Origin of the sequence: Algoriphagus sp. AGSA1 (genome assembly GCF_021390545.1) — a bacterium.
In the GTDB taxonomy this organism is placed as follows: domain Bacteria; phylum Bacteroidota; class Bacteroidia; order Cytophagales; family Cyclobacteriaceae; genus Algoriphagus.
In genome coordinates, this window is sequence record NZ_JAJUWR010000017.1 from 66,756 (window position 1) to 86,702 (window position 19,947).

The following is a 19,947-nucleotide window of genomic DNA, read 5'->3' on the forward strand; positions in this document are numbered from 1 at the left end:
ATACAAAGAAAAAAATCGGTTGAAAACCCAGGTTACCAAACTTCCACCATAACTGCAGTTGCTAGTTTGTCTGAAACCGACAATAAGCTATGGATTTCAAAAATCAGCAGGTCCAATCTTGAAACTTACATGATAAGGCTTCAAGCTAAACCATAAAAAGATTTTGTATGGCATTCACTTAGCATGATCTTCATATGCTTACCTTATCAAGGATAATCTAATTTCTTATTTATGAAAATTTTTGAATGCGGAAACTGTGGGCATCCACTGTATTTTGAAAATCAAAGTTGCGAGAAATGCGGGCATCTGGCAGGCTATTCGGACAAGCTTAATACCCTTCTCACCTTTGATCCTAATCAGAATGAATTGGTTTCAGACCGAACCGATTCTAAATATAAGTTTTGTCAAAATCATGAATTCGGTGTTTGCAATTGGCTCATCCCAGTAGAAGATGAAAGCCTTTTTTGCAAGGCATGTAAGCTAAACCACACTATTCCAGATCTTTCGGATCAGGACAACTTCAAGAAATGGCAAAAACTGGAAATTGCAAAGCACCGATTGATCTATCAGCTCGGGCGATTGGGGTTAACAACACCATCCAAGGATGATGATGCAAAAACAGGCCTTCACTTCGATTTTATTTCACGACAAGGAAACCAGAAAATCATGACAGGCCATGCAAATGGGGTGATTACGATTTTGCTCTCAGAAGCTGATTCTGTACATAGGGAGAAGATGCGAAAGCAAATGTCTGAGCCATACCGTACCCTTATTGGGCATTTCCGTCATGAGGTTGGGCATTACTATTGGGATAGACTGATAGCGACCAACGGTCACATACTTAGTGGATTCAGAAATCTGTTCGGAGATGACAGAAGAGATTATGGCGAAGCATTGAACACCTACTATCAAACAGGTGCCCCGGTTAATTGGCAGCAGAACTTCATCAGCCAATATGCATGTTCCCATGCTTGGGAGGATTGGGCGGAGACTTGGGCCCATTACCTGCATATTATGGATATGGCCGAGACTGCCTATTATTATGGACTCTCAGTAAAGCCTCAAATAAAAGAAAAGTCCGTTCAAGGTGATTTCAAATTCGACCCATACACTGAAGAGGATTTCAGTAAAATATATAAGAGTTGGGCACCTATCTCATTTGCCATCAATAGCCTCAATAGAAGCATGGGGGTGCCGGATGCTTATCCCTTTGTGGTAAGTGGGGCCGTGGTGAAGAAAATGGAATTTATTCATCAGCTCATATTCAGTTTATAACAGCCTATTTCTTAAAGAAAAAATAAACGGCCAAAATCAAAAAAACCGCTCCAAGAAGATGGTTTATTCTGAAGGTCTCTGTTTTGAAAGCTAGGAGTGAGAAAATCATAAAAACGACCAAAGTAATAACCTCTTGTATGACTTTCAATTGAACCAGCGAAAATGGCCCCCCATTTCCTGAAAAGCCTATTTTATTTGCCGGAACCTGGAAACAGTATTCGAACAAGGCAATCCCCCAGCTTATCAAAATAACCGAAACCAACCCAAGCTTGCCGAACCATTTCCATTCGGCAAACTTCAGATGCCCATACCAGGCTAAGGTCATAAAAGAGTTTGAAAGAACCAGAAGAGCAATGGTTAGAATAGCTTTCATTTGCGGGGAGTTTAGAACTGCGCAAATCTCAGCAATTTATTATTGATTTGTATTCGGGATCAATCAAGTTTTTTACCATTTACAACCACATTTTGCACCTCAAAACCTTGAACAAACTCATGGTTAAAATCTGCTTTAGTAGTACGGATGTTGAGGTTTTGAAAGCTAAAGTCAGCTAAACGGTCATGTTCTGTAATCGCTACATCAAAGAAAATCTCACAGTCCAGGTCTATATTTTTCATCGTGATATGGTCTGAATACGAAATCGGAGCTTCCTCCTTGCCTTTGAGGTCAAAAAACTGAGTCCAAGGTTTCACATAAATAAAACTTCTCGCTTGACCCGTAATATTTTCCACCCTGATATATTCATAATGCTGAGGCGTATCCGGCCGCATTTTCAGCCAAAGCAATCGCACCCCGTCCTGAACCTTTACATTCCTCATGATCACATTTTTATTGTGGATGGATTCGCTGCCATTGGTCAACGCTGAATGGCAAAATCCAAACTCACTGTCTTCTATCAGAATATTGGTGTTTTCCCCATTATTAGGGTCTTCGTCCGCCCAAGGACCTTTTCCTCCCTTCAGCGCAATTGCATCGTCATTCACCGCCAGATAGCATCCCTTGATCAGCACATTGGACGCCACGTCCAGATCAATGGCATCAGTACTCGGAGCCTTCACGGGCTCGTGCGGTGAAGTGATCCTAACATCCAGGATCTTGATATTTCTACATTGATAATAATGACTGCTCCAAAATCCCGCATTGATCAGATTAACATCCTGCACCTGCACGTCATTGCTTTTCCAGATAAACACTAAACGTGGTCTAGATACCTCCAGATTGGTACAGTTTGGATCCTCTTTTCTCCGCTGCCAAAACGCCTCCCAAAACTTCAACCCATTTCCATCTATAGTGCCAGATCCTGAAATCGTAAACCCATCGACCCCATAGGCATTTACAAGGGCGGCGTAATAATCCAGATTTTGCCCTTCCATGCGAGATGGTATCAAAGGATAATCCTCGATGTCATCTGATCCCTTCAGTACTGCCCCCCGCTCCAGGTGGAGGTGGGTTTGAGGCTTAAAAAACAACGCCCCGCTCAGGAAAGTACCCTTTGGGACAATCACTGCTCCTCCACCATTTGCTGAGGCCTGGTCTATCACAGCTTGGATTTGCTCAGTCTGAAGCAAAGTACTGTCATTCGTCACGCCAAAATCAGTGAGCAAATAGTGCTTTCCCAGATCTTCCAGCTGGATTTTTGAATCATCCTGGAACCAGGGAGAAATAAGCGATCCATCAGGCCAAAATTCTTCCTGTTCTTGTTGGGAAAAAGCTGTCTGAAAGAGTAACAGGGCATAAAAACATGCCAAAATCAGTATGCGCATCTAAAATTGAATTAGGTAAATAGGTTTTTTCAATATTTTTGCCAGCTTACAAGCTAGGGAAAGAAAAACAAATAGGCATCAGGTACTATCCTGTCCATAGGAAGACTTGCTGAAAAGCCCTACGCATGAAAAATGGGTTAATCATTTAAAATGACAGTGTGCGATCTATTTCGGGCATTTTTTCAGCATGCCCTTGCTAAAAGACATTCTCCACTAACCTAAAATCACTAAATTTTCATGGTATTGGGTCCAATCTTTGGGAGACAGAATGCATATTGCCATCGAAACTGAAATTATTGTTATTTTGCCATAAGCTTAGCCTTTTTTACTTCAACCTGCATCTATGGATTACATACTATTGATCATTGCGTTTAGATTTCTTCAAACTCACGAACAAACTAAAACGCACTACCCTGAGTGGAAGGGGATTTTTCTCAAGGGATTTATAGCCGCATGGTGTTTTCTGGTAATTCAGATTTCGTTCTCCAGTGCTGAACCGATTTTGAGATGGCTCGCACATGCCATCAATCTATACCTGATCTATGCCGCTTATCATAGAGATGTGTTCTCACCTTTGAAACCCTATGTATATGCATTTTTCCCGATAGTAGTGATAAATATCCTGGAGGACTTTACTGAGCTAGTTGCCCCTGGATTTTATGATACTTGGGAGAAATTATTTGGCACGGCTGCGATATTTGCGTGGATATGGCTCGTGGCACAGTTTATAATCAATCGAAAACAACGAAAAGCACTGGAAATGGAGCGGATAAAAGCCGCCCAACAAGAACTTCAATATAAGCAATCCCAGAAATTAAAGGAAGCATTAGAAATACAGGTAGCAGAGCGGACCGCTGAGATCACTGCTCAGAAGGAAGCATTGGAGCTTACACTCCATGAACTGAAATCCACCCAATCCCAGCTTATACAATCTGAAAAAATGGCCTCTCTGGGCGAACTCACAGCAGGAATAGCCCATGAAATACAGAATCCCCTCAATTTTGTCACTAATTTTTCCGAGTTGAACAAAGAGCTGCTCGAAGACCTAAAAGCCGAATTGGAAAAGGGAGACCTGGAAGAAATCAAAATGATAGTAAGTGACATAGAAGGTAATGAGGCCAAAATAATACATCATGGAAAACGTGCTGATGCGATAGTGAAGGGAATGCTGCAACATAGCCGCAGTAGCTCAGGGGTAAAAGAACCCACTGATATCAATGAACTGGCAGATGAGTACCTGCGGCTCTCCTACCATGGTTTAAGGGCAAAAGATAAGTCCTTCAATGCGACAATGCTGACAGAATATGATGAATCAGTGGGTGTCATCAATGTGGTTTCACAGGAAATCGGCAGAGTTATCCTCAACTTGGTGAACAATGCCTTTTATGCAGTATCGGAAAAGAAAAAGCAGGTGGAACGGCTTGGGGATCGCGAACTATCCGAAAAATACAAACCCACAGTTTGGCTGAAAACCATAAAAAACAAAAACGGAATAGAAATCCGGGTAAGAGACAATGGCACAGGCATGCCAGATGCGGTCAAAGAAAAAATATTCCAGCCATTTTTCACCACCAAACCTACAGGACTGGGTACAGGTCTGGGACTGTCACTAAGCTATGATATAGTGAAAGTACACGGTGGTGAATTAAAGGTAGAAAGTCAACAGGCCCCATCCGAAAAAGCAGAAGAATCCTGGACAGAATTCGTGATTTTTCTTCCAAACTGATAAAATACAGGATATTCTAATCTAGAATGTCCTTTTCGAAATTCTGAGTGTATAATACGAATACAGGTAAATGCCCTATAACATGGATAAGGTACAAGACAAGTGGATAGAACAAAACAATGGACTACATCGCCAGCTCAGTGTCAGGACTGCTGAACCAGAAAAGAAGCTTACAGATTTCCGTCAACTTCAGGAACAGTTACTTTTGCAGGAGAAATTGGCAAGTCTGGGGCAATTATCTGCCGGTATAGCCCATGAAATAAAAAAACATCAACTTCATCAACAACTTTTCTGAGCTAAGTATGGAATTTATCAGATTTGAGATCACACCACCACCCAATCCAGCAACATGAAGACTAAAATATTGATAGTAGATGATGAGCGAGACGTGGAGTTACTTTTCCGTCAGAAATTCAGAAAAGAAGTCCGAAGCGGCCGATTGGAGCTTGCGTTTGCCTTCTCAGGGGATGAGGCGCTCGAATTATTAGGCAGCGAAAACCCTCCGGAAGTAGTTTATGTCTTTTCGGACATCAATATGCCAGGTATGACCGGACTGGAGCTATTGGGAAAAATAAAAAAGCAGTTCCCGACAATAAATGTAAGTATGATTTCTGCCTATGGAGATTCGGAAAACTTTAAAAAAGCCATGGATTCCGGAGCGAAGGAATTTTTCACCAAGCCCATAGATTTTGATTCACTCAAAAAAGAAATCGGAGAGATAATCAACCAGCAGTAGATCATACCACTATGCATAAGATACTTGTTGTAGATGATGAGGCAGATTTAGAAGTACTTATTACCCAGAAATTCAGGCGTAAGATCAAAACTGGGGAGTACAATTTTGTGTTTGCCCTCAATGGACGTGAAGCCTTAGAGGTACTGCTGGAGCAGCCCGATATAGACATGATCCTGAGCGATATCAATATGCCGGAAATGGACGGGCTGACACTGCTCACAAAGGTGAAAGAACAACACCCCCTGCTAAAGTCCGTGATTATATCTGCTTATGGAGATCTGGGAAATATACGCACGGCAATGAACAGAGGAGCTTTTGACTTCATCACCAAGCCGGTTGATTTTCAGGATCTGGAAATCACCATAGAAAAGACCCTTCAGCATATCAATCAGATCAAATCCACCATATCCGCCGTGCGGGAAAACAATATCCTGAAAATGTATGTGGACGAGACTGTACTGAATTTCATGGTGGGAAAGGAATCCGAAACCTCTCTCATGGAAAATGAAACAGTCGAAGCAACTGTGGCATTTGTGGATCTCAGCGGGTTTACTAAAGTCTCTGAAAATGAAGAGCCAAATGTAGTCGTGACCTTACTCAATGAATATTTTGACCTAATGGTACGTGAGATCATCGAGCAAAAAGGAGCCGTGGACAAATTCATTGGGGATGCAGTAATGGCTGTTTTCAAGGGGTCTGACCAGGTGGAAAGAGCCCTGCGAGCCTGTATAGCTATTCGCGACAAAATGAATGCTCTACCTAAGTTTTCCGAAAAATCCAACTTCAGTCCTAAAGTCTCTATCGGGGTGAATTCCGGAGAGATGGTATCCGGGAACATAGGTTCACATTCACTAAAAAGGCTGGATTATACCGTGATTGGTGATGCCGTAAACGTGGCATCCAGGCTTCAAAGTATTGCCGCTCCAGGCCAGATATTGATATTGGAAAAATGTATCCAAGGAATCCAAGATATATTTACCTTCCAAAACATGGGAGAGATTGCCTTGAAAAATAAAGCCCGGCCAGTATCGGTTTTGGAAGTAGTGAAATAATTCTGCCAAATTGCTTCTTCCCCGAACTATCCTTTACTTGACCTCGTGAAAAACAAACTGGTCACGGCAGCAGCATTCATCCGTCTTCTGACTTTTCAGAAAATAATCAACTATGCGCTTTTAGCTGCCTCATTTCAGTTTTCCAGGATTCTGGGCAAGCCTATACTATGGGGCAAGCCTGCCACTCTTTCCATAGAGCCTACCACCAGCTGCAACTTGCGCTGTCCCGAATGCCCTTCCGGATTACGGGCTTTTACCCGACCCACTGGCATGCTTCAAGAGCGGCTGTACAAGAGCACCATAGATCAGGTAAAAGATCATCTCACTTGGCTTCATCTATATTTTCAAGGAGAACCTTTCCTCAACCCACGTTTTTTGGACATGGTGAGGTATGCGGATTCCAAGAATATTTTTACATCCACTTCTACCAACGGGCATTACTTGCAGGAAGCGCAAGTTGCCGAAGTCCTACAAAGTGGCCTCAAGCAACTCATCATATCCATGGATGGGATTTCCCAGGAGATCTATGAACAATACCGTATTGGCGGAAACTTGGCAAAGGTGCAAGAAGGTATGAAACTGCTCCTGACCGAGAGGCATAAAAAACGTCAATATTTCCCTCGGGTAATCTTACAGTTCCTCGTCACAGGTCAAAATGAACATCAACTCCACAGCCTGAAAACCTGGGCTCAGGAAATAGGGGTAGATGAATTGCAGTTGAAAAGCACACAGATCTACAACTTCGAGAACGGCTCCGAGCTGATACCTTCTGATCTGGGCTACTCCCGGTATGTTCCTGTGGGGAATGGCAGGTGGGGGCTTAAAAAGAAAATGGAAAACAGGTGCTGGAGAATGTGGCAGGGGGCAGTTTCTACCTGGGACGGAAAAATCGTCCCCTGCTGCTTTGACAAGGATGCGGAGCACGTCATGGGCGAATTAAAAAACCAGTCGCTGGCATCCATCTGGTCATCTCTTCCCTATCAGGCTTTTAGAAAGCAACTGCTTAGCGATAGAGAACAAATTGAAATCTGCAGGAATTGTACGGAGTGAAAACAAGAGCGATTTTTTAAGATCTTTTTGGTTCAAGTCTCATGACTTGGACCCAAATTATTGCAGTCTTCAGACTGCCTTTCAACGATCGCAGCCTTTGTCAATAACCTCTGCTTAAAACTCAATGTCAGATTATTCATAGTGGAAGCATATATCGGAATGTAAAATGCATAGCCGTCTGAAGACTGTATTGTCTCCCTGTACAAGTCCTTTGAATAAACGAGATATACTTTGTACGTCATCAATTCCCTCCTGCTTTAGCTGGAGGCCAATACCCATCGGTAGATGTTTTCCGAATTTAGCCACCTCATACATCTTTGAATAGCTGGAACCCATAGTTGACAATGAATTCTTTATACTCCTAAATGCTACTTCGCCCTTTACATAATTCTTTGTGGTCTCTGTGGCCAAATAACTCCTGTCAATCCCATTTTTACCATGTATTCTACCTGACTTATGGTCGAGCATCAATAGGTTTTTGGAACTATATTTGGTAAGATTAAGAAATTCATGGATTTTTAATCTCCATATTTGTTCTTGAATCACCCGGGACTCCCTTTTCCATATGAATGACACAAATCGATTCTGGTACTTTTTTGTCTTTATAGCCTGCTTGACACTCAGTATCCCGCAGTCTATAGCACAAGAAATCAACGATGCCAGCACCATTAAAGTAGATGAGCTTTCCGACAAGGAAGTACAGGACTTGTTGGATAGAGCCTATTCAGCAGGACTGACCAAGACGGAATTTATCAAAGCACTGGAGGTACAGGGAATGCCTGCCGAAGAGGTGGCAAAAATGCGCAAAAGAATCAATGAGGAAGATTCCCGTACTGGTAGGAACACTAAATTATCAAAGCGGGATCCAAGGGAACAGTTGGATCAGAAAGAGATTTCAAGCGGTACCTTTCAGCCGGCTTTTTTCGCTTCTGGAATACCTGACCAGAATGAAATATTTGGTTCTTCTCTTTTTTATCAAGCAAACAGGCGACTGAGTTTTGAGCCCAGCCTGAACCAGGCTACTCCTAAAAGTTATATTCTTGGCTCAGGAGACCTGATTTACGTGGATATCTACGGACAGTCAGAGCAATACTATGAAGCGACTGTCAATCCCGACGGTTTTGTATTGCTGGACAACATCGGGCCCGTTAACGTAGCAGGCAAAACGATCGAGGAAGCAACAGGCATATTGAAAAACAGGATAGGTAAGTATTACACCGGACTGCTTGGAAGCAATCCCAATACCTTTCTTCAGGTAACATTAGGTAATGTAGGCTCCATTAAAGTGAATATTCTGGGAGAAGTCCGGCTACCTGGCACTTTTACCCTAAGTGCCTTCTCTTCCGTGTTCAATGCGCTGTATGCCGCAGGTGGCCCCAGTGAAAATGGCTCCATGCGCAAGATCAAACTGGTACGGGACAACAAGCAAGTCGCAGAAATAGACGTATATGATTTATTGATCAATGGTACCGCGCAATTAGACTTGAAACTCCAGGATCAGGACGTGATTCTGGTCCCGCCCTTTGTGTCCCATGTAAAAGTGAAGGGGGAGGTGAAACGCCCGATGACATTTGAAGTACTGGAAGAAGACAATTTTTCAGATTTACTACGCTATGCCGGGGGATTTACCGACGAAGCCTTCAAAGACCGGGTGGCAATATCCAGAATCACCGGAAACCAACGGTCTGTCTCGGACGTCTATCAAAATCAATTTGACATGTTCCTCCTCAAAGGAGGCGATGAGATCACAGTCCAACGTATTCTGGACAGGTATTCCAACCGCGTTCAGATCAAAGGAGCGGTATTCCGGGAAGGTACCTTTGCCTTGGATGAAGGGCTTACCCTCTCCAAACTGGTGAAAAACGCTGAAGGACTTCGCGGGGATGCCTATACTATCCAAGCTAGTATCTTACGCACCAGAGATGATCTCAGCACGGAAATGATCCAGGTAAATTTACGCGGTATCCTCGATGGCACTGCCCCGGACATCCCGCTTCAGCGTGAAGATGTGGTACGAATAGCGAGTATTTATGACATCAACAATGAACAATATGTGCAGATCCTGGGGGAAGTGAAGAGACCCGGAGTCTATCCATATTCCACAGAGATGAAGGTGGAGGATCTGATCATGATGGCTGGCGGATTCCAGGAATCGGCAAATTCCCAGGATATAGAAATCGCCAGAAGATTGGAAGATTCTGACCTGGGGACTCTTGCCGATATCATCCCAACTCAGGTAAATCCAGACTTGGGATATAATCCAAGCTCTCCTTCACTGATTCCTTTTGATCAGGTCATTGTCAGAAAAAGAGCCAGCTTCACCATGCAAAAGCTCACCGCAGTAGAAGGTCAGGTAAATTCCCCTGGAATATTTGCTATCCAAAGCAGCGGTGAACGGATCTCTGACTTGATCCGGCGTGCCGGAGGACTCAACCAATTCGCCTATGCAAAAGGCGCTACACTTATCCGCAGGACTGAATTTTTCAATACGGAATCTGAGCAGCTACGCCGCCAGCGAAACCTTGAAGGCCTGCAGATGAAACTCGCCGAGGATCCCAGCAACTCTGAAGCCCAGGCAGAACTGCTTAGAAGGTTGCTTACAGATTCACCTACCGCGCTTTCTCCTGCTGAAAACCAGCTGGCAGAAAACAAAAAAGAGTCGTTGGACCAGATCGCCTCAGAGACCCCTGGATTTGCGGTCAAGCTTAAAGAAACAGAGGCAGTGGCCATCAATCTCGAAGAAATCCTCAAAAATCCCGGCTCGGAGAATGATCTGCTATTGGAGGAAGGAGATATCCTGTCTGTTCCCAAACTACTCCAGACCGTACGGATGCGTGGAGATGTGGTGTATCCCACTACCCTTCGTCATGAGTCCGGAAGAAGCCTGAAACACTACATCAATGCTTCCGGAGGATTCCAACGTCGGGCAAACAGAAAACAAACCTACGTAGTCTATGCCAATGGAGCAGTGAAACGCACCAAAGGGTTTTTGGGCATCAAAAATTACCCGCCTGTAGAACCCGGGGCAGAAGTGATAGTGCCTACCAAAGGACCAAAAGTCCCGCTTAGGCTAGGAGAGATTGTGGGAATAACAACAGGATTGGCTACACTTGGACTAGTCATATCACAAATCAACTGGCAATAATGGCTGGATCATCTAAGCATTTTACTGACAATCAGTTTACGATCAGGGAAGTCATACAGAACTTCTCCGGCTGGATGGCTTATTTCACCTCCAAATGGAAGGTTTTGCTGCTGGCCGGGATATTGGGGATGGCACTAGGGGCACTGGTCTCCATTTTCAAGAAACCGGTGTTCATCGCCTCCACTTCTTTTGTATTGGAAGATGGTGATTCCGGAGGAATGGGACAGATGTCAGGACTGGCTTCTCTGGTAGGCGTGAATCTGGGAGCCATGGGTGGCACGAGCGGGCTATTCCAAGGAGACAATATCATGGAGCTTTACCGCTCGGACCGCATGCTGAGTGAAGCCTTACTAAGTCCTTTTGATGAAAACCAGCTGCTGATAGACCGCTTTATCTCTTTCGAAAAAATAGACAAAAGGTGGGCGTCTAAAGTAACTATAGAAGACATGGATTTTTCTATCCCACGGGAAAATTTCACCGTGTCCCAGGATTCGGTGGTGAAGGAGGTCGCCAAACTGATCCGCGAGAACCAGCTCTCCGTGGCCAAACCCGATCGGAAACTGACGATAATCCAGGTATCTGTACATTCCAAAGACGAGGCTTATGCAAAAGCTTTCAATGAAATCCTGGTAGAAAATGTGAATGAGTTCTACCGGGAGACCAAAACCAAAAAGACAGGAGAAAATCTCGCCATACTTCAGTCCCAGGCTGACAGCGTACGCAAAATACTGGATGAAAGCATAGGTGCCTTTGCCTCAGCTACAGATCGTGTGCCCAATGCAAACCCCCTGCTATCTTCTGCTACCATAGATACTCGAAAGCGTCAGATAGATGTGCAGGCCACAGGAGCGGTATATGAGGAAGTGGTCAAAAACCTGGAAATCGCCAAGGTCAACCACAGAAACAATTCCCCTCTGATCCAGATCATCGACTCACCAAGACTCCCGCTGGAGCGAAACGAGATCCGCCTGGTCAAAGGGATGTTCTTTGGTGGCGTGATTCTAGGGTTGCTCACTGTGATCTGTTTGTATTTCAGACGAATATACCATCTGCATGCGCAGGAAAGCTAAACCATAAGCCGGTATGCTAGAAAAACTGGGCCTTATTCCCATCAGCGAAATCATCAAGAATAAATCCTTACAGAATTTTATTTTTCTTGCGATTATCCAGTCCTCCAATGTGCTGATAACGATTATATCCATGCCCCTGCTGATTCAAGGAATAGGTGTGGATCAATTTGGACTGGTCAATCTGTCCCTTTCGGTCATTGTACTGCTTAATATCATGGTGGGATTTGGCTATAATCTGAGCGCGCCACGGGAGGTAGCTATCAACCAGCAAAATAAAGAGGAACTATCGCATGTAGTATCCAATGTATTTTCCGCAAAAATCTTGCTTGCCATCTTCGCTACTTTTCTGATTATGGTCGGAATCTTCGGGCTCGACCTTTTTAAGGAATATCAAATGATTCTGATGTACTCTGTATTGCTATTTTTCTCGGAGGCGACTTTACCGCTCTGGTTTTTCCAGGGAATGGAGAAAATGAAGCTCATCAGCATTGCCAATATCTTTTCCAAACTGCTTTTTCTGATGGGCATCGTATTGTTTATCCATAGTCCAGAGATGAGTAAGTGGGTCAATTTTATGATGGGGTTTTCGGGATTGGCGGTTAATCTATTTTTGCTGATATATATACAGAACTTCCTGGAGATAAAATTCTATAGACCCCAGTTTACAACAATATGGACAAGCATGAAGGAGAACGTCTTATTCTTTTTCAGCAATCTTGCGAGTCATGTGTCAATTAATGGGGGCTTAATCCTTCTTAGTTTTCATGCGGCCGCAGAGACCTTAGGCATGTACAGCCTGGCTGAGCGGGTGGTGATGGTTTTACGGCTATTCCCCTCTTTAATCGTTCAGGCGATATTCCCAAATGCCTCCAAACTTTATAAGAAAGACGAACAGTCTTTCCATCGGTTTTTGAAAGTGGTATATATACGGGTTCTTATTTGTGGGGCAATTATCGCAGCTCTGACTTATCTCGCCGCCCCTTGGATTATCCGTGTGCTATCCAGAACGGAGTTAGGAGAATCGGTCACTTACCTCCAACTTTTGTCTCCCCTTTTATTTCTTTCCTGTCTCAACATCCCTAACATCACCATGATGCTGGTAGCGGATTTGAAGCAGATCCTCTTCAAGGCAAGCTGGATGATGTGCCTATACATGATCATCGCCGCATCTATTTTGACCTATTTTTATGGAGGCGCGGGACTCTGTTACGGTATTTTATCCACAGAAATAGTAGCCTACATCATTTGTATGCTTCTTTTGTACAAGCGAAATCCCTATCTTTTCCATGCCTTCTACTCCTGATCCCTCTGTCGCAATCATTCTGGTCAATTGGAATGGGTATGCGTTTACCGCAGACTGCCTGAGATCCTTACGCAAAGTAGATTTCCAGAAATTTCAGGTTATTCTGGTTGATAATGCGTCAAAAGACCAAGAAGGAAAAAAACTAAAGGCTGAATTTCCTGAAATAGAGCTGGTAGAGAACACTAAGAACTTGGGCTTTGCCGGAGGAAATAATGTGGGTATTAAAACAGCCTTGGCAGCAGGGTATCCCCATGTGATGCTACTGAACAACGATACGGTAGTAGAACCTGATTTTCTCGGAATTATGCTGCAAAAATTCCGTAAAAACCCCAACGTAGGAGTGGTACAGCCCTTGATTATCTTCCTTCATGACCGCAAAAAAATCTGGAGTGCGGGAGGAAAGTGGCAGCAGTGGTGGTGCAGGTCTATCACACTCGGGGATAGAAAGTATATCGGGGATTTTAAAGTCCGGGACAGGGGTTTAGATTGGGCTACAGGATGCTGCATGCTGATCAGAAGAAATGCGCTTGTGGATACCGGGTTGCTCAATGAAAACTATTTTGCCTATTTTGAAGATGTGGAATGGTCCCTCCGTTTTAGGAAAAAGGGTTATGAAATTGAATTAGCCTCTGATGCAGTGATCTACCATGAGGCTGGCGCATCTTCCAAGAAGAAGCATTCCGAAGGAACACTGAGTGCCTCCGTATTTTATTACCATGTGCGGAACCAATTTTATCTGGTAAGGGCAAAGTCCCTCGGCATTCAAATCCTCTTTGCCGCCGCTTATCATCTATCCCGTTTTATCTTGTGGATGGCGTATTTTGGACTGAGGGGTAGATTCCAAAAGCTCAGAGCGGTAGCTCGTGGCATTCGTGACGGCTGGACCTCAACGCTACAAAATACCGAAATATGGAGTTGATATTTTTCATGATGATCGCCTTTGCGGTGGCTGCCGGCTTCTTCTGGACAGTTCAGCAGATGGTATTTCATGGAAAATGGGAATACTTTATCTTCTTCCTCGCCGCATTTCTCCCATTTTACATTACCTCACTCAGTGTGGTTTACCTGGCCACCCGCTCTCCTCTTTTGGTCAGTTTGTTTCAGATAAGCAAGGAAGCCACTGTGATTATCGCAGGAATAGTATTTGTTTTGTACCACAGGAATATCTTCAATTATCCCTTCAGATTGCAGTCCACTGACTGGTTTATGCTGGCTTTTATAGGTCTGGCGGTACTTTTCTTGATCCTCCCCATAGGACAGGCCAGCTTTATCAATAAGGTGTTATACTTCAAAAGCATCCTGATTCCAAGTCTGGTTTATATGCTGGGCAGAAATACTGACTTTGGAGACCTGGAGCTGAAGCGGATATTCCGGATCATTTTCTTCATCGCCATAGCTGCGTTTCTGGTGAACCTTGTGGAGCACTTTATACTCCATGCACATCTGCAGCAGTTTACTGGCTATGCCCTGTTCAATATGGCCATAAACGATATCGATCCGGTGGGTCATTACAATCTGACCTGGACCTTCGAGACCACCAATGCGATGAAACGTCTGGGGAGTTTTTTCGCGGATCCACTGGAGCTGGCAAGTTCGGTATTGATGGGCTTTGCCGCAGGATTGATCTGGTTTTTGACAACTGACAAGGGCAGAAAATGGAACTATCTGCCAGTAATGCTCTGCTGTATTGGCAGCCTGATATTTGCTTCCTCCAGAGCCTCATTCGCCGCTTTCTTCCTGATGGTATTTTTTATTGCCCTGGTTTTCAAACTCTATAAACTGATCTCCTTTGGATTCTTGGCCGTGCTCCTGTTTGTGCTCTATGTGTTGTTCCTCGCTCCCGAGGATTTTTATTACTTTGTAGTGGATACACTTACCTTTGCGAATACCTCCAGCCTAGGGCATGTAATAGAATGGGGGCTGGCACTGGATTCCATGCTGACATATCCCCTGGGAATCGGACTGGCGATGAGTGGGAATTTTGGAAGCGTGTCGGATGAGCTGCGAGTAGGGGGAGAAAATCAGTTTTTGATCTACGGGGTGCAGCTGGGCTGGATCGGGATGGTGTTGTACATAGGTACTCTGGTCACGGGAATCAGAAATTCCATTTATGTTTTTAATAATTCCGATAAGCTGAATTTAGCCAGAATGGCCTTTGTGGCCGGTACGGTGAAGGCAGGCCTATTGCTCCCACTCTTTACCGCAAATGTAGAGATCTACACCTATGTGTCCTGGGTTTCCTGGTGGATGGTAGGGATAAGTATAAACGAGTATTCCAGAATCAAAGTACAAAAACATACACAAGAGATAGCTAGATGATTTTATATAACAAATGTCCACTGTGCGATAGTACAAGCTTAAAAGGATACACCATAGATACAGTGCGAAGCGGACCGCATATATCCAGAGTACAGAGTAAGACATAAACTGGTATTTGCCAACCCAATAACTATACGAATAGTTTAGGAGAGAAATTTGGCAGATTAATCGGCTATAAAATGCCCTTAAGAAAAAAACTTAACCGACTCGTCCAGAATGCGCTTCAGGTAAATCAGTGGATTGTGTGTAAGGAAACAGATGGGGAATGAATGAACCTGAGTACTAAACTTCCATATTAGGGTGTCAAGAAAATACTTTTTATTTGTAGCACTTACACTTTGGGTTTCGTAACGATACCAAATTTTTTACAATCTTTACAGCAAAACTAAAGTTTAGTATTTTGACCTTAATCATTAAATCAAACAACCCAATTCCGAATGTTTGTAAGAAAACCCCTTCTTTTACTGATTAATTTATTGATTTTTCACAATGCCCTTTCCCAGGCAGGTATCGATGACCTCTTTCAGCAATTGAAAAAAGAACGGTTTCTGCCCAAACAAGAAGAAATCGCAACCCAGATCTATGACTCTCTGGAGCATATGCTGAAAAAAATTCCAGCCGATGAAGTTTTATCTCTTATCGAGCCTACCTCTTCAGACCACCTTCGCCTTACCACTTTCACTCCTGAAGAAACAACGCAGGCCAGAGCAGTGAGCATCCTCGTTTTAACACATAAAAATTATTTTAAAGAAGTATATTTTTCTGAATGGACCAGTCCTGAAGGTACTGCTGTATATGCAGAGGAATACTATCCTACAATGCAGTGGACAGGTGAGGATGGCCTCCTAAAATCCAAAAAGCTATACGAAAGAAAGGAGGAAACAGCCCCTGGATCCGATTATACCTTTCATTCTTACAAAGGGACAAAATCAGATTTCTATGAAATCCATAAACTTCCTTCAAAAAACAACGAGCTATATCTATTGTCAGGTATTAACCCTTCAGACCGAATGCCGGCGTTGCTTTCATTTTTCGTTGTCGAAATCAAGGATGATGAACTCAGTTTAGACTATCCCGCCTTTGAGGGAATATCACCATTGCTCCAGTGTACCATCTATGACAGGTCATCTCCCGATGCCTATTTCAAGTATTTCGAATACGATAGAGAAAAGCAGCTGGTCAAGCTCAGAAATCTAAAAAAGGAGGAGACAGTTACTGTGAATAAAGATGTGTATCGATCATCATATAAAGTTTTGAATCACAATAAAGAAGTTGAAATCACACTTAAATTTGCCGACTCGGGATTCTACAAGGTCGATTAAGGTTTAAGTGAAAAAATATTCTCTGCTGAAACAGGGTCAAATTCAGCTTCTAAGGTGATTATTGGCAATAATGTAACAGCTAGTGGCTTATAAAGCTTGGGAAGAGGCTTAGGTTAACAATTTGTGCTATTTTTGGATTTTAAATAAGAGCTTGTGGCTTTTGGCCCGACAGAAGTAAACTAACAGATTAATGATTTTATGATTAATTTTATTGAGATTGAGGAGAATCTGGAGAAATTCAGACTGGCATACCATATTGCCCAGCCCTTTCCTCATTTGATAATTGACAATTTTTGTGATGAGGCCAGACTGAGCGCCGCCTACAATGCCATCCCTGAACTGAACAACAAAAGCAGAGACTACGTTTTTGCCAACAATAAATTTGAGAAGTCAAATTACAAGGAGCTTTGTCCTGAGCTACATGAGCTATATGAGGATCTTACTTCCGAGCGTTTCAATAAAATCCTCTCCTTCATTACTTCCAAGGAAATATTCGTAGATCCCAAAAACCACGGAGGCGGATTGCATCAAGGCAAAAAGAACAGTTTTTTGGATATGCACCTTGATTTCAACTATCACCCTCTCCATAAAAACTGGTACCGTGAACTAAACCTGCTCCTGTATTTGAACAAAGACTGGAAACCGGAATATAAAGGTAACCTGAAGATTTTAGATCTTAGAACGGACAAAGAAGCGGAGCTGGAAGTTCCTTTCAATAGACTGATCATACAGCAATGTGCTCCCTATACTCTACATGGATATGATATGACCGCATTTCCTGAAGGAAAGTACAGGACTTCTATCGCTACCTATGCCTATCAAAAACATAAGCACCTGATAGAGAAACCCAGAACTACGGATTGGCATCCGAATCAGGATTCCAATCTTTTCAAAAAACTATTGGCAAAAAACTATAATTTCTTGGTATCCACCAAGAACCGACTGTTTGGAAGCGGAACGGCCAAAAACCAATAATGATTATCCGCAAACTTATCAGTAGGTCTCACTAACCCAGATTTATGGTGGATAATCGTCCACAGACAACGGGCAGCAGTCCACCGCAAGAATTGGGCATGGATAAAGATCTATTGTCGTCAAAAAAGCCCTAGTTGTCAAAAGCCGATGATATAAACCTGACAGGTTTTGGCCAGTAGTACACTATGCCCCTGCTATATTCAGCCTTCATGGTACTGAATTTGCGGGAAAGGATAAGTAGATGAAGCTTTCCGGATATGCAGCGTGACCAGGAATGTTTTCTGAAAGGAGAACAAAACTGGTTAGACAAGGAATTTGAGTCAGTACATCACTTGATTATTCAGGGGACAGCTACCTGATAGTTTTGATATGAGCACAAAATTGGAAGCTTCTTTCTTCGAAAACATCAAAAAATTACTCCTCGAAGTGCAGGCCAGCGCAGTAAAGCAGGTGAATACCATAATGGTTTCTACCTATTTTGAAATGGGCAGGCAATTGGTAGAACATGAGCAAAACGGAAATCATGAGGCAGAATATGGAGCCTATATAATTTCCGAACTCTCAAGAAGCCTCACTGAGGAGTTTGGCAAAGGATATTCGAAAAGAAATCTGGAGCTGATCCGTAAATTTTACATTACCTACAAGAATGCGAAATCACCGATTTCGCAAAGTCTTAGCTGGACTTACTATATACTGCTAATGCGGATTGGTGATGAAAATGAAACTGGGGAAAGGGTTCACCTTTGTAGGCAGTCAGGTTCGCTTTACCTTTGACGAAGAACATTTTAGAATTGATTTGGTCTTTTACAATAGGTTACTTCGTAGTTTTGTCTTGATAGATCTTAAAATAGGAAAGCTAAAACATTAGGACTTGGGACAGATGCAGATGTATGTGAACTATTATGACCGATTTGTGAAGACTGCAGATGAGATGCCTACTATTGGCATTATATTGTGCAAGGACAAAAAAGATGCTATGGTGGAGATTACCCTGCCAAAAGACAACAAACAGATCTTTGCGAGCAAGTACTTGCTGTATTAGTCGAAAGAAGAAGACCTGAAAAAACTTATTGAGCAAGAGTGAATCCAGAATGAAAGTACTCCTCGACCTGCAATACCTCAATGTCGCCACCACCGGCATCAAAACCTACATGATGGAACTTGCCCGTGCGGCATTGTCCTATCCCCATCCTGATATTATATGGATTTTCTCGCACGACCCAGAGATCCAAAGCGCTGACCAAACTTTCAAAGACCCTAAATCCAAAATCCAGCGATTGAATTACCATCTGGATTACTTCAGATGGAAGGAATTCCAGCTTCCCGATCTAATCAAAAAACACCAACCAGATGTACTGATCTGTCCTGATTTTGTCTCTCCGGCAGCCAGTCTGCCCTGTCGTCGCCTTACGGTGATCCATGACGCATTTTTCTGGCAAATGCCCCAAAACTACCCAAAGTGGTGGAGGACCTACTTTCTCCGCCTGATAAAAAAAGGGCTCAAGGAAAACACTGAGATCATTACCACTACCGAATATTCCCGCAAGTCCCTATACAAATACCTGAAGAAAATCTACCCAATGACCGTTATCCACCAGGTTCCCAAAAAACTTGCAAATGGGGTAGATGCTACATTTTTGGAAAAGCATGCCTTGGAAAACCATAACTATCTCCTCCATATCGGCACGTTTGACAGAAGAAAACATCTGCCGCTATTGGTCAAAGCATTTGGTGATTTCCTAAAAAAGACCAGCTCTGATTTTAAATTGGTATTGGCTGGTGGCGCAGGTCAAAGTGTACAGATGAATGATAAGCCTGTAGTGGATGCTCTTGTTTCGGAGCTTGGGCTTCAGGAGAGAGTCATTTTGCCCGGATATGTCACCGATGCGCAGGTACGAACGCTATATGAGGGTGCTTTTGGCTATGTTTTCCCTTCAGAGAATGAAGGCTTCGGTATTCCCATCGTAGAAGCAATGACCTTCGGGGTTCCTGTCATCCATTCTGATCAGCCTGCCTTGCTGGAAGTGGCCGGAGATGCCGGACTTTCTTTCAATATTGGTAATCAGCAAGATCTAACTGAAAAAATGATACTTTTGAGCAGCGATCCTGAGCTGAGATCTACACTGCTCAATAAAGGCTTTGCCCGTGCCAAGGATTTTTCATCCAAAAAATTCATAGAGGCTTTTCACCAAGTCCTGCTTTCAAATTAACAC

General features: G+C 43.3%; 17 protein-coding genes and 1 pseudogene. 16 read left to right on the top strand and 2 right to left on the bottom strand.

What is annotated here, in order from left to right; translation table 11 throughout:
• The first annotated feature begins 231 nt into the window (after window positions 1-231).
• Window positions 232-1,275 carry a putative zinc-binding metallopeptidase gene (locus LZF95_RS14850; protein ID WP_233755883.1) on the top strand — a complete coding sequence of 348 codons (1,044 nt, stop codon included), beginning with the start codon at window positions 232-234 and terminating at the stop codon, window positions 1,273-1,275.
• A 4-nt stretch (window positions 1,276-1,279) separates the two neighbouring features.
• On the opposite strand, the gene LZF95_RS14855 is transcribed toward LZF95_RS14850, so the two are convergent.
• Both LZF95_RS14855 and LZF95_RS14860 read right to left on the bottom strand, forming a co-directional pair.
• A complete protein-coding gene (locus LZF95_RS14855) occupies window positions 1,280-1,648 on the bottom strand; it encodes a DMT family protein (protein WP_233755884.1) in 369 nt (122 codons plus the stop codon).
• A gap of 59 nt (window positions 1,649-1,707) precedes the next feature.
• A complete protein-coding gene (locus LZF95_RS14860) occupies window positions 1,708-3,036 on the bottom strand; it encodes a glycoside hydrolase family 28 protein (RefSeq protein WP_233755885.1) in 1,329 nt (442 codons plus the stop codon).
• A 343-nt stretch (window positions 3,037-3,379) separates the two neighbouring features.
• Between LZF95_RS14860 and LZF95_RS14865 the strand changes: the two genes are divergently transcribed.
• From LZF95_RS14865 to LZF95_RS14935, 15 genes and pseudogenes are all read left to right on the top strand, one after another.
• Window positions 3,380-4,762 (top strand): sensor histidine kinase, encoded by a 1,383-nt coding sequence (locus LZF95_RS14865; protein ID WP_233755886.1) that lies wholly within the window; start codon window positions 3,380-3,382, stop codon window positions 4,760-4,762.
• Between the two features lie 82 nt (window positions 4,763-4,844).
• Window positions 4,845-5,057, top strand: a complete 213-nt coding sequence (locus LZF95_RS14870; RefSeq protein WP_233755887.1) for a hypothetical protein — start codon at window positions 4,845-4,847, stop codon at window positions 5,055-5,057.
• 54 nt (window positions 5,058-5,111) lie between these two features.
• Window positions 5,112-5,498: a response regulator gene (locus LZF95_RS14875; protein WP_233755888.1), complete on the top strand. Its 387-nt coding sequence runs from the start codon at window positions 5,112-5,114 to the stop codon at window positions 5,496-5,498.
• 11 nt (window positions 5,499-5,509) lie between these two features.
• Complete coding sequence (locus LZF95_RS14880; protein ID WP_233755889.1) at window positions 5,510-6,550, top strand: adenylate/guanylate cyclase domain-containing protein; 1,041 nt, start codon at window positions 5,510-5,512, stop codon at window positions 6,548-6,550.
• A 45-nt stretch (window positions 6,551-6,595) separates the two neighbouring features.
• Window positions 6,596-7,600 carry a radical SAM/SPASM domain-containing protein gene (locus LZF95_RS14885; RefSeq protein ID WP_233755890.1) on the top strand — a complete coding sequence of 335 codons (1,005 nt, stop codon included), beginning with the start codon at window positions 6,596-6,598 and terminating at the stop codon, window positions 7,598-7,600.
• Between the two features lie 565 nt (window positions 7,601-8,165).
• A complete protein-coding gene (locus LZF95_RS14890) occupies window positions 8,166-10,745 on the top strand; it encodes an SLBB domain-containing protein (RefSeq protein WP_233755891.1) in 2,580 nt (859 codons plus the stop codon).
• The gene (locus tag LZF95_RS14895; RefSeq protein WP_233755892.1) at window positions 10,745-11,815 is read left to right on the top strand and encodes an exopolysaccharide biosynthesis protein; all 1,071 of its coding nucleotides are present in this window, start codon (window positions 10,745-10,747) and stop codon (window positions 11,813-11,815) included. The genes LZF95_RS14890 and LZF95_RS14895 overlap by 1 nt, the downstream gene beginning before the upstream one ends.
• Window positions 11,816-11,828: 13 nt before the next feature.
• Window positions 11,829-13,118, top strand: coding sequence for an oligosaccharide flippase family protein (locus LZF95_RS14900; RefSeq protein ID WP_233755893.1), 1,290 nt, complete (start codon window positions 11,829-11,831; stop codon window positions 13,116-13,118).
• Window positions 13,102-14,037: a glycosyltransferase family 2 protein gene (locus tag LZF95_RS14905; RefSeq protein ID WP_233755894.1), complete on the top strand. Its 936-nt coding sequence runs from the start codon at window positions 13,102-13,104 to the stop codon at window positions 14,035-14,037. Before LZF95_RS14900 ends, LZF95_RS14905 begins: the two co-directional genes overlap by 17 nt.
• Window positions 14,028-15,437 carry an O-antigen ligase domain-containing protein gene (locus LZF95_RS14910; protein WP_233755895.1) on the top strand — a complete coding sequence of 470 codons (1,410 nt, stop codon included), beginning with the start codon at window positions 14,028-14,030 and terminating at the stop codon, window positions 15,435-15,437. The genes LZF95_RS14905 and LZF95_RS14910 overlap by 10 nt, the downstream gene beginning before the upstream one ends.
• Window positions 15,438-15,874: 437 nt before the next feature.
• The gene (locus LZF95_RS14915) at window positions 15,875-16,759 is read left to right on the top strand and encodes a hypothetical protein (protein ID WP_233755896.1); all 885 of its coding nucleotides are present in this window, start codon (window positions 15,875-15,877) and stop codon (window positions 16,757-16,759) included.
• Between the two features lie 198 nt (window positions 16,760-16,957).
• The gene (locus LZF95_RS14920) at window positions 16,958-17,734 is read left to right on the top strand and encodes a 2OG-Fe(II) oxygenase (RefSeq protein ID WP_233755897.1); all 777 of its coding nucleotides are present in this window, start codon (window positions 16,958-16,960) and stop codon (window positions 17,732-17,734) included.
• 369 nt (window positions 17,735-18,103) lie between these two features.
• Window positions 18,104-18,508 carry a DUF1016 N-terminal domain-containing protein gene (locus LZF95_RS14925; RefSeq protein WP_233755898.1) on the top strand — a complete coding sequence of 135 codons (405 nt, stop codon included), beginning with the start codon at window positions 18,104-18,106 and terminating at the stop codon, window positions 18,506-18,508.
• Window positions 18,453-18,776 (top strand): annotated as a pseudogene (locus tag LZF95_RS14930) (PDDEXK nuclease domain-containing protein). The gene LZF95_RS14925 and the pseudogene LZF95_RS14930 overlap by 56 nt, the downstream one beginning before the upstream one ends.
• A 49-nt stretch (window positions 18,777-18,825) precedes the next feature.
• On the top strand, window positions 18,826-19,944 hold the full coding sequence (locus LZF95_RS14935; protein WP_233755899.1) for a glycosyltransferase family 1 protein: 1,119 nt from the start codon (window positions 18,826-18,828) through the stop codon (window positions 19,942-19,944).
• The last annotated feature ends 3 nt before the right edge of the window (window positions 19,945-19,947 follow it).

Coding starts and splice junctions, on each gene's coding strand:
- LZF95_RS14850 (WP_233755883.1), top strand. CDS start 232: ATGAAAATTTTTGAATGCGGAAACTGTGGGCATCCACTGTATTTTGAA.
- LZF95_RS14855 (WP_233755884.1), bottom strand. CDS start 1,648: ATGAAAGCTATTCTAACCATTGCTCTTCTGGTTCTTTCAAACTCTTTT.
- LZF95_RS14860 (WP_233755885.1), bottom strand. CDS start 3,036: ATGCGCATACTGATTTTGGCATGTTTTTATGCCCTGTTACTCTTTCAG.
- LZF95_RS14865 (WP_233755886.1), top strand. CDS start 3,380: ATGGATTACATACTATTGATCATTGCGTTTAGATTTCTTCAAACTCAC.
- LZF95_RS14870 (WP_233755887.1), top strand. CDS start 4,845: ATGGATAAGGTACAAGACAAGTGGATAGAACAAAACAATGGACTACAT.
- LZF95_RS14875 (WP_233755888.1), top strand. CDS start 5,112: ATGAAGACTAAAATATTGATAGTAGATGATGAGCGAGACGTGGAGTTA.
- LZF95_RS14880 (WP_233755889.1), top strand. CDS start 5,510: ATGCATAAGATACTTGTTGTAGATGATGAGGCAGATTTAGAAGTACTT.
- LZF95_RS14890 (WP_233755891.1), top strand. CDS start 8,166: ATGAATGACACAAATCGATTCTGGTACTTTTTTGTCTTTATAGCCTGC.
- LZF95_RS14895 (WP_233755892.1), top strand. CDS start 10,745: ATGGCTGGATCATCTAAGCATTTTACTGACAATCAGTTTACGATCAGG.
- LZF95_RS14900 (WP_233755893.1), top strand. CDS start 11,829: ATGCTAGAAAAACTGGGCCTTATTCCCATCAGCGAAATCATCAAGAAT.
- LZF95_RS14905 (WP_233755894.1), top strand. CDS start 13,102: ATGCCTTCTACTCCTGATCCCTCTGTCGCAATCATTCTGGTCAATTGG.
- LZF95_RS14910 (WP_233755895.1), top strand. CDS start 14,028: ATGGAGTTGATATTTTTCATGATGATCGCCTTTGCGGTGGCTGCCGGC.
- LZF95_RS14915 (WP_233755896.1), top strand. CDS start 15,875: ATGTTTGTAAGAAAACCCCTTCTTTTACTGATTAATTTATTGATTTTT.
- LZF95_RS14920 (WP_233755897.1), top strand. CDS start 16,958: ATGATTAATTTTATTGAGATTGAGGAGAATCTGGAGAAATTCAGACTG.
- LZF95_RS14925 (WP_233755898.1), top strand. CDS start 18,104: ATGAGCACAAAATTGGAAGCTTCTTTCTTCGAAAACATCAAAAAATTA.
- LZF95_RS14935 (WP_233755899.1), top strand. CDS start 18,826: ATGAAAGTACTCCTCGACCTGCAATACCTCAATGTCGCCACCACCGGC.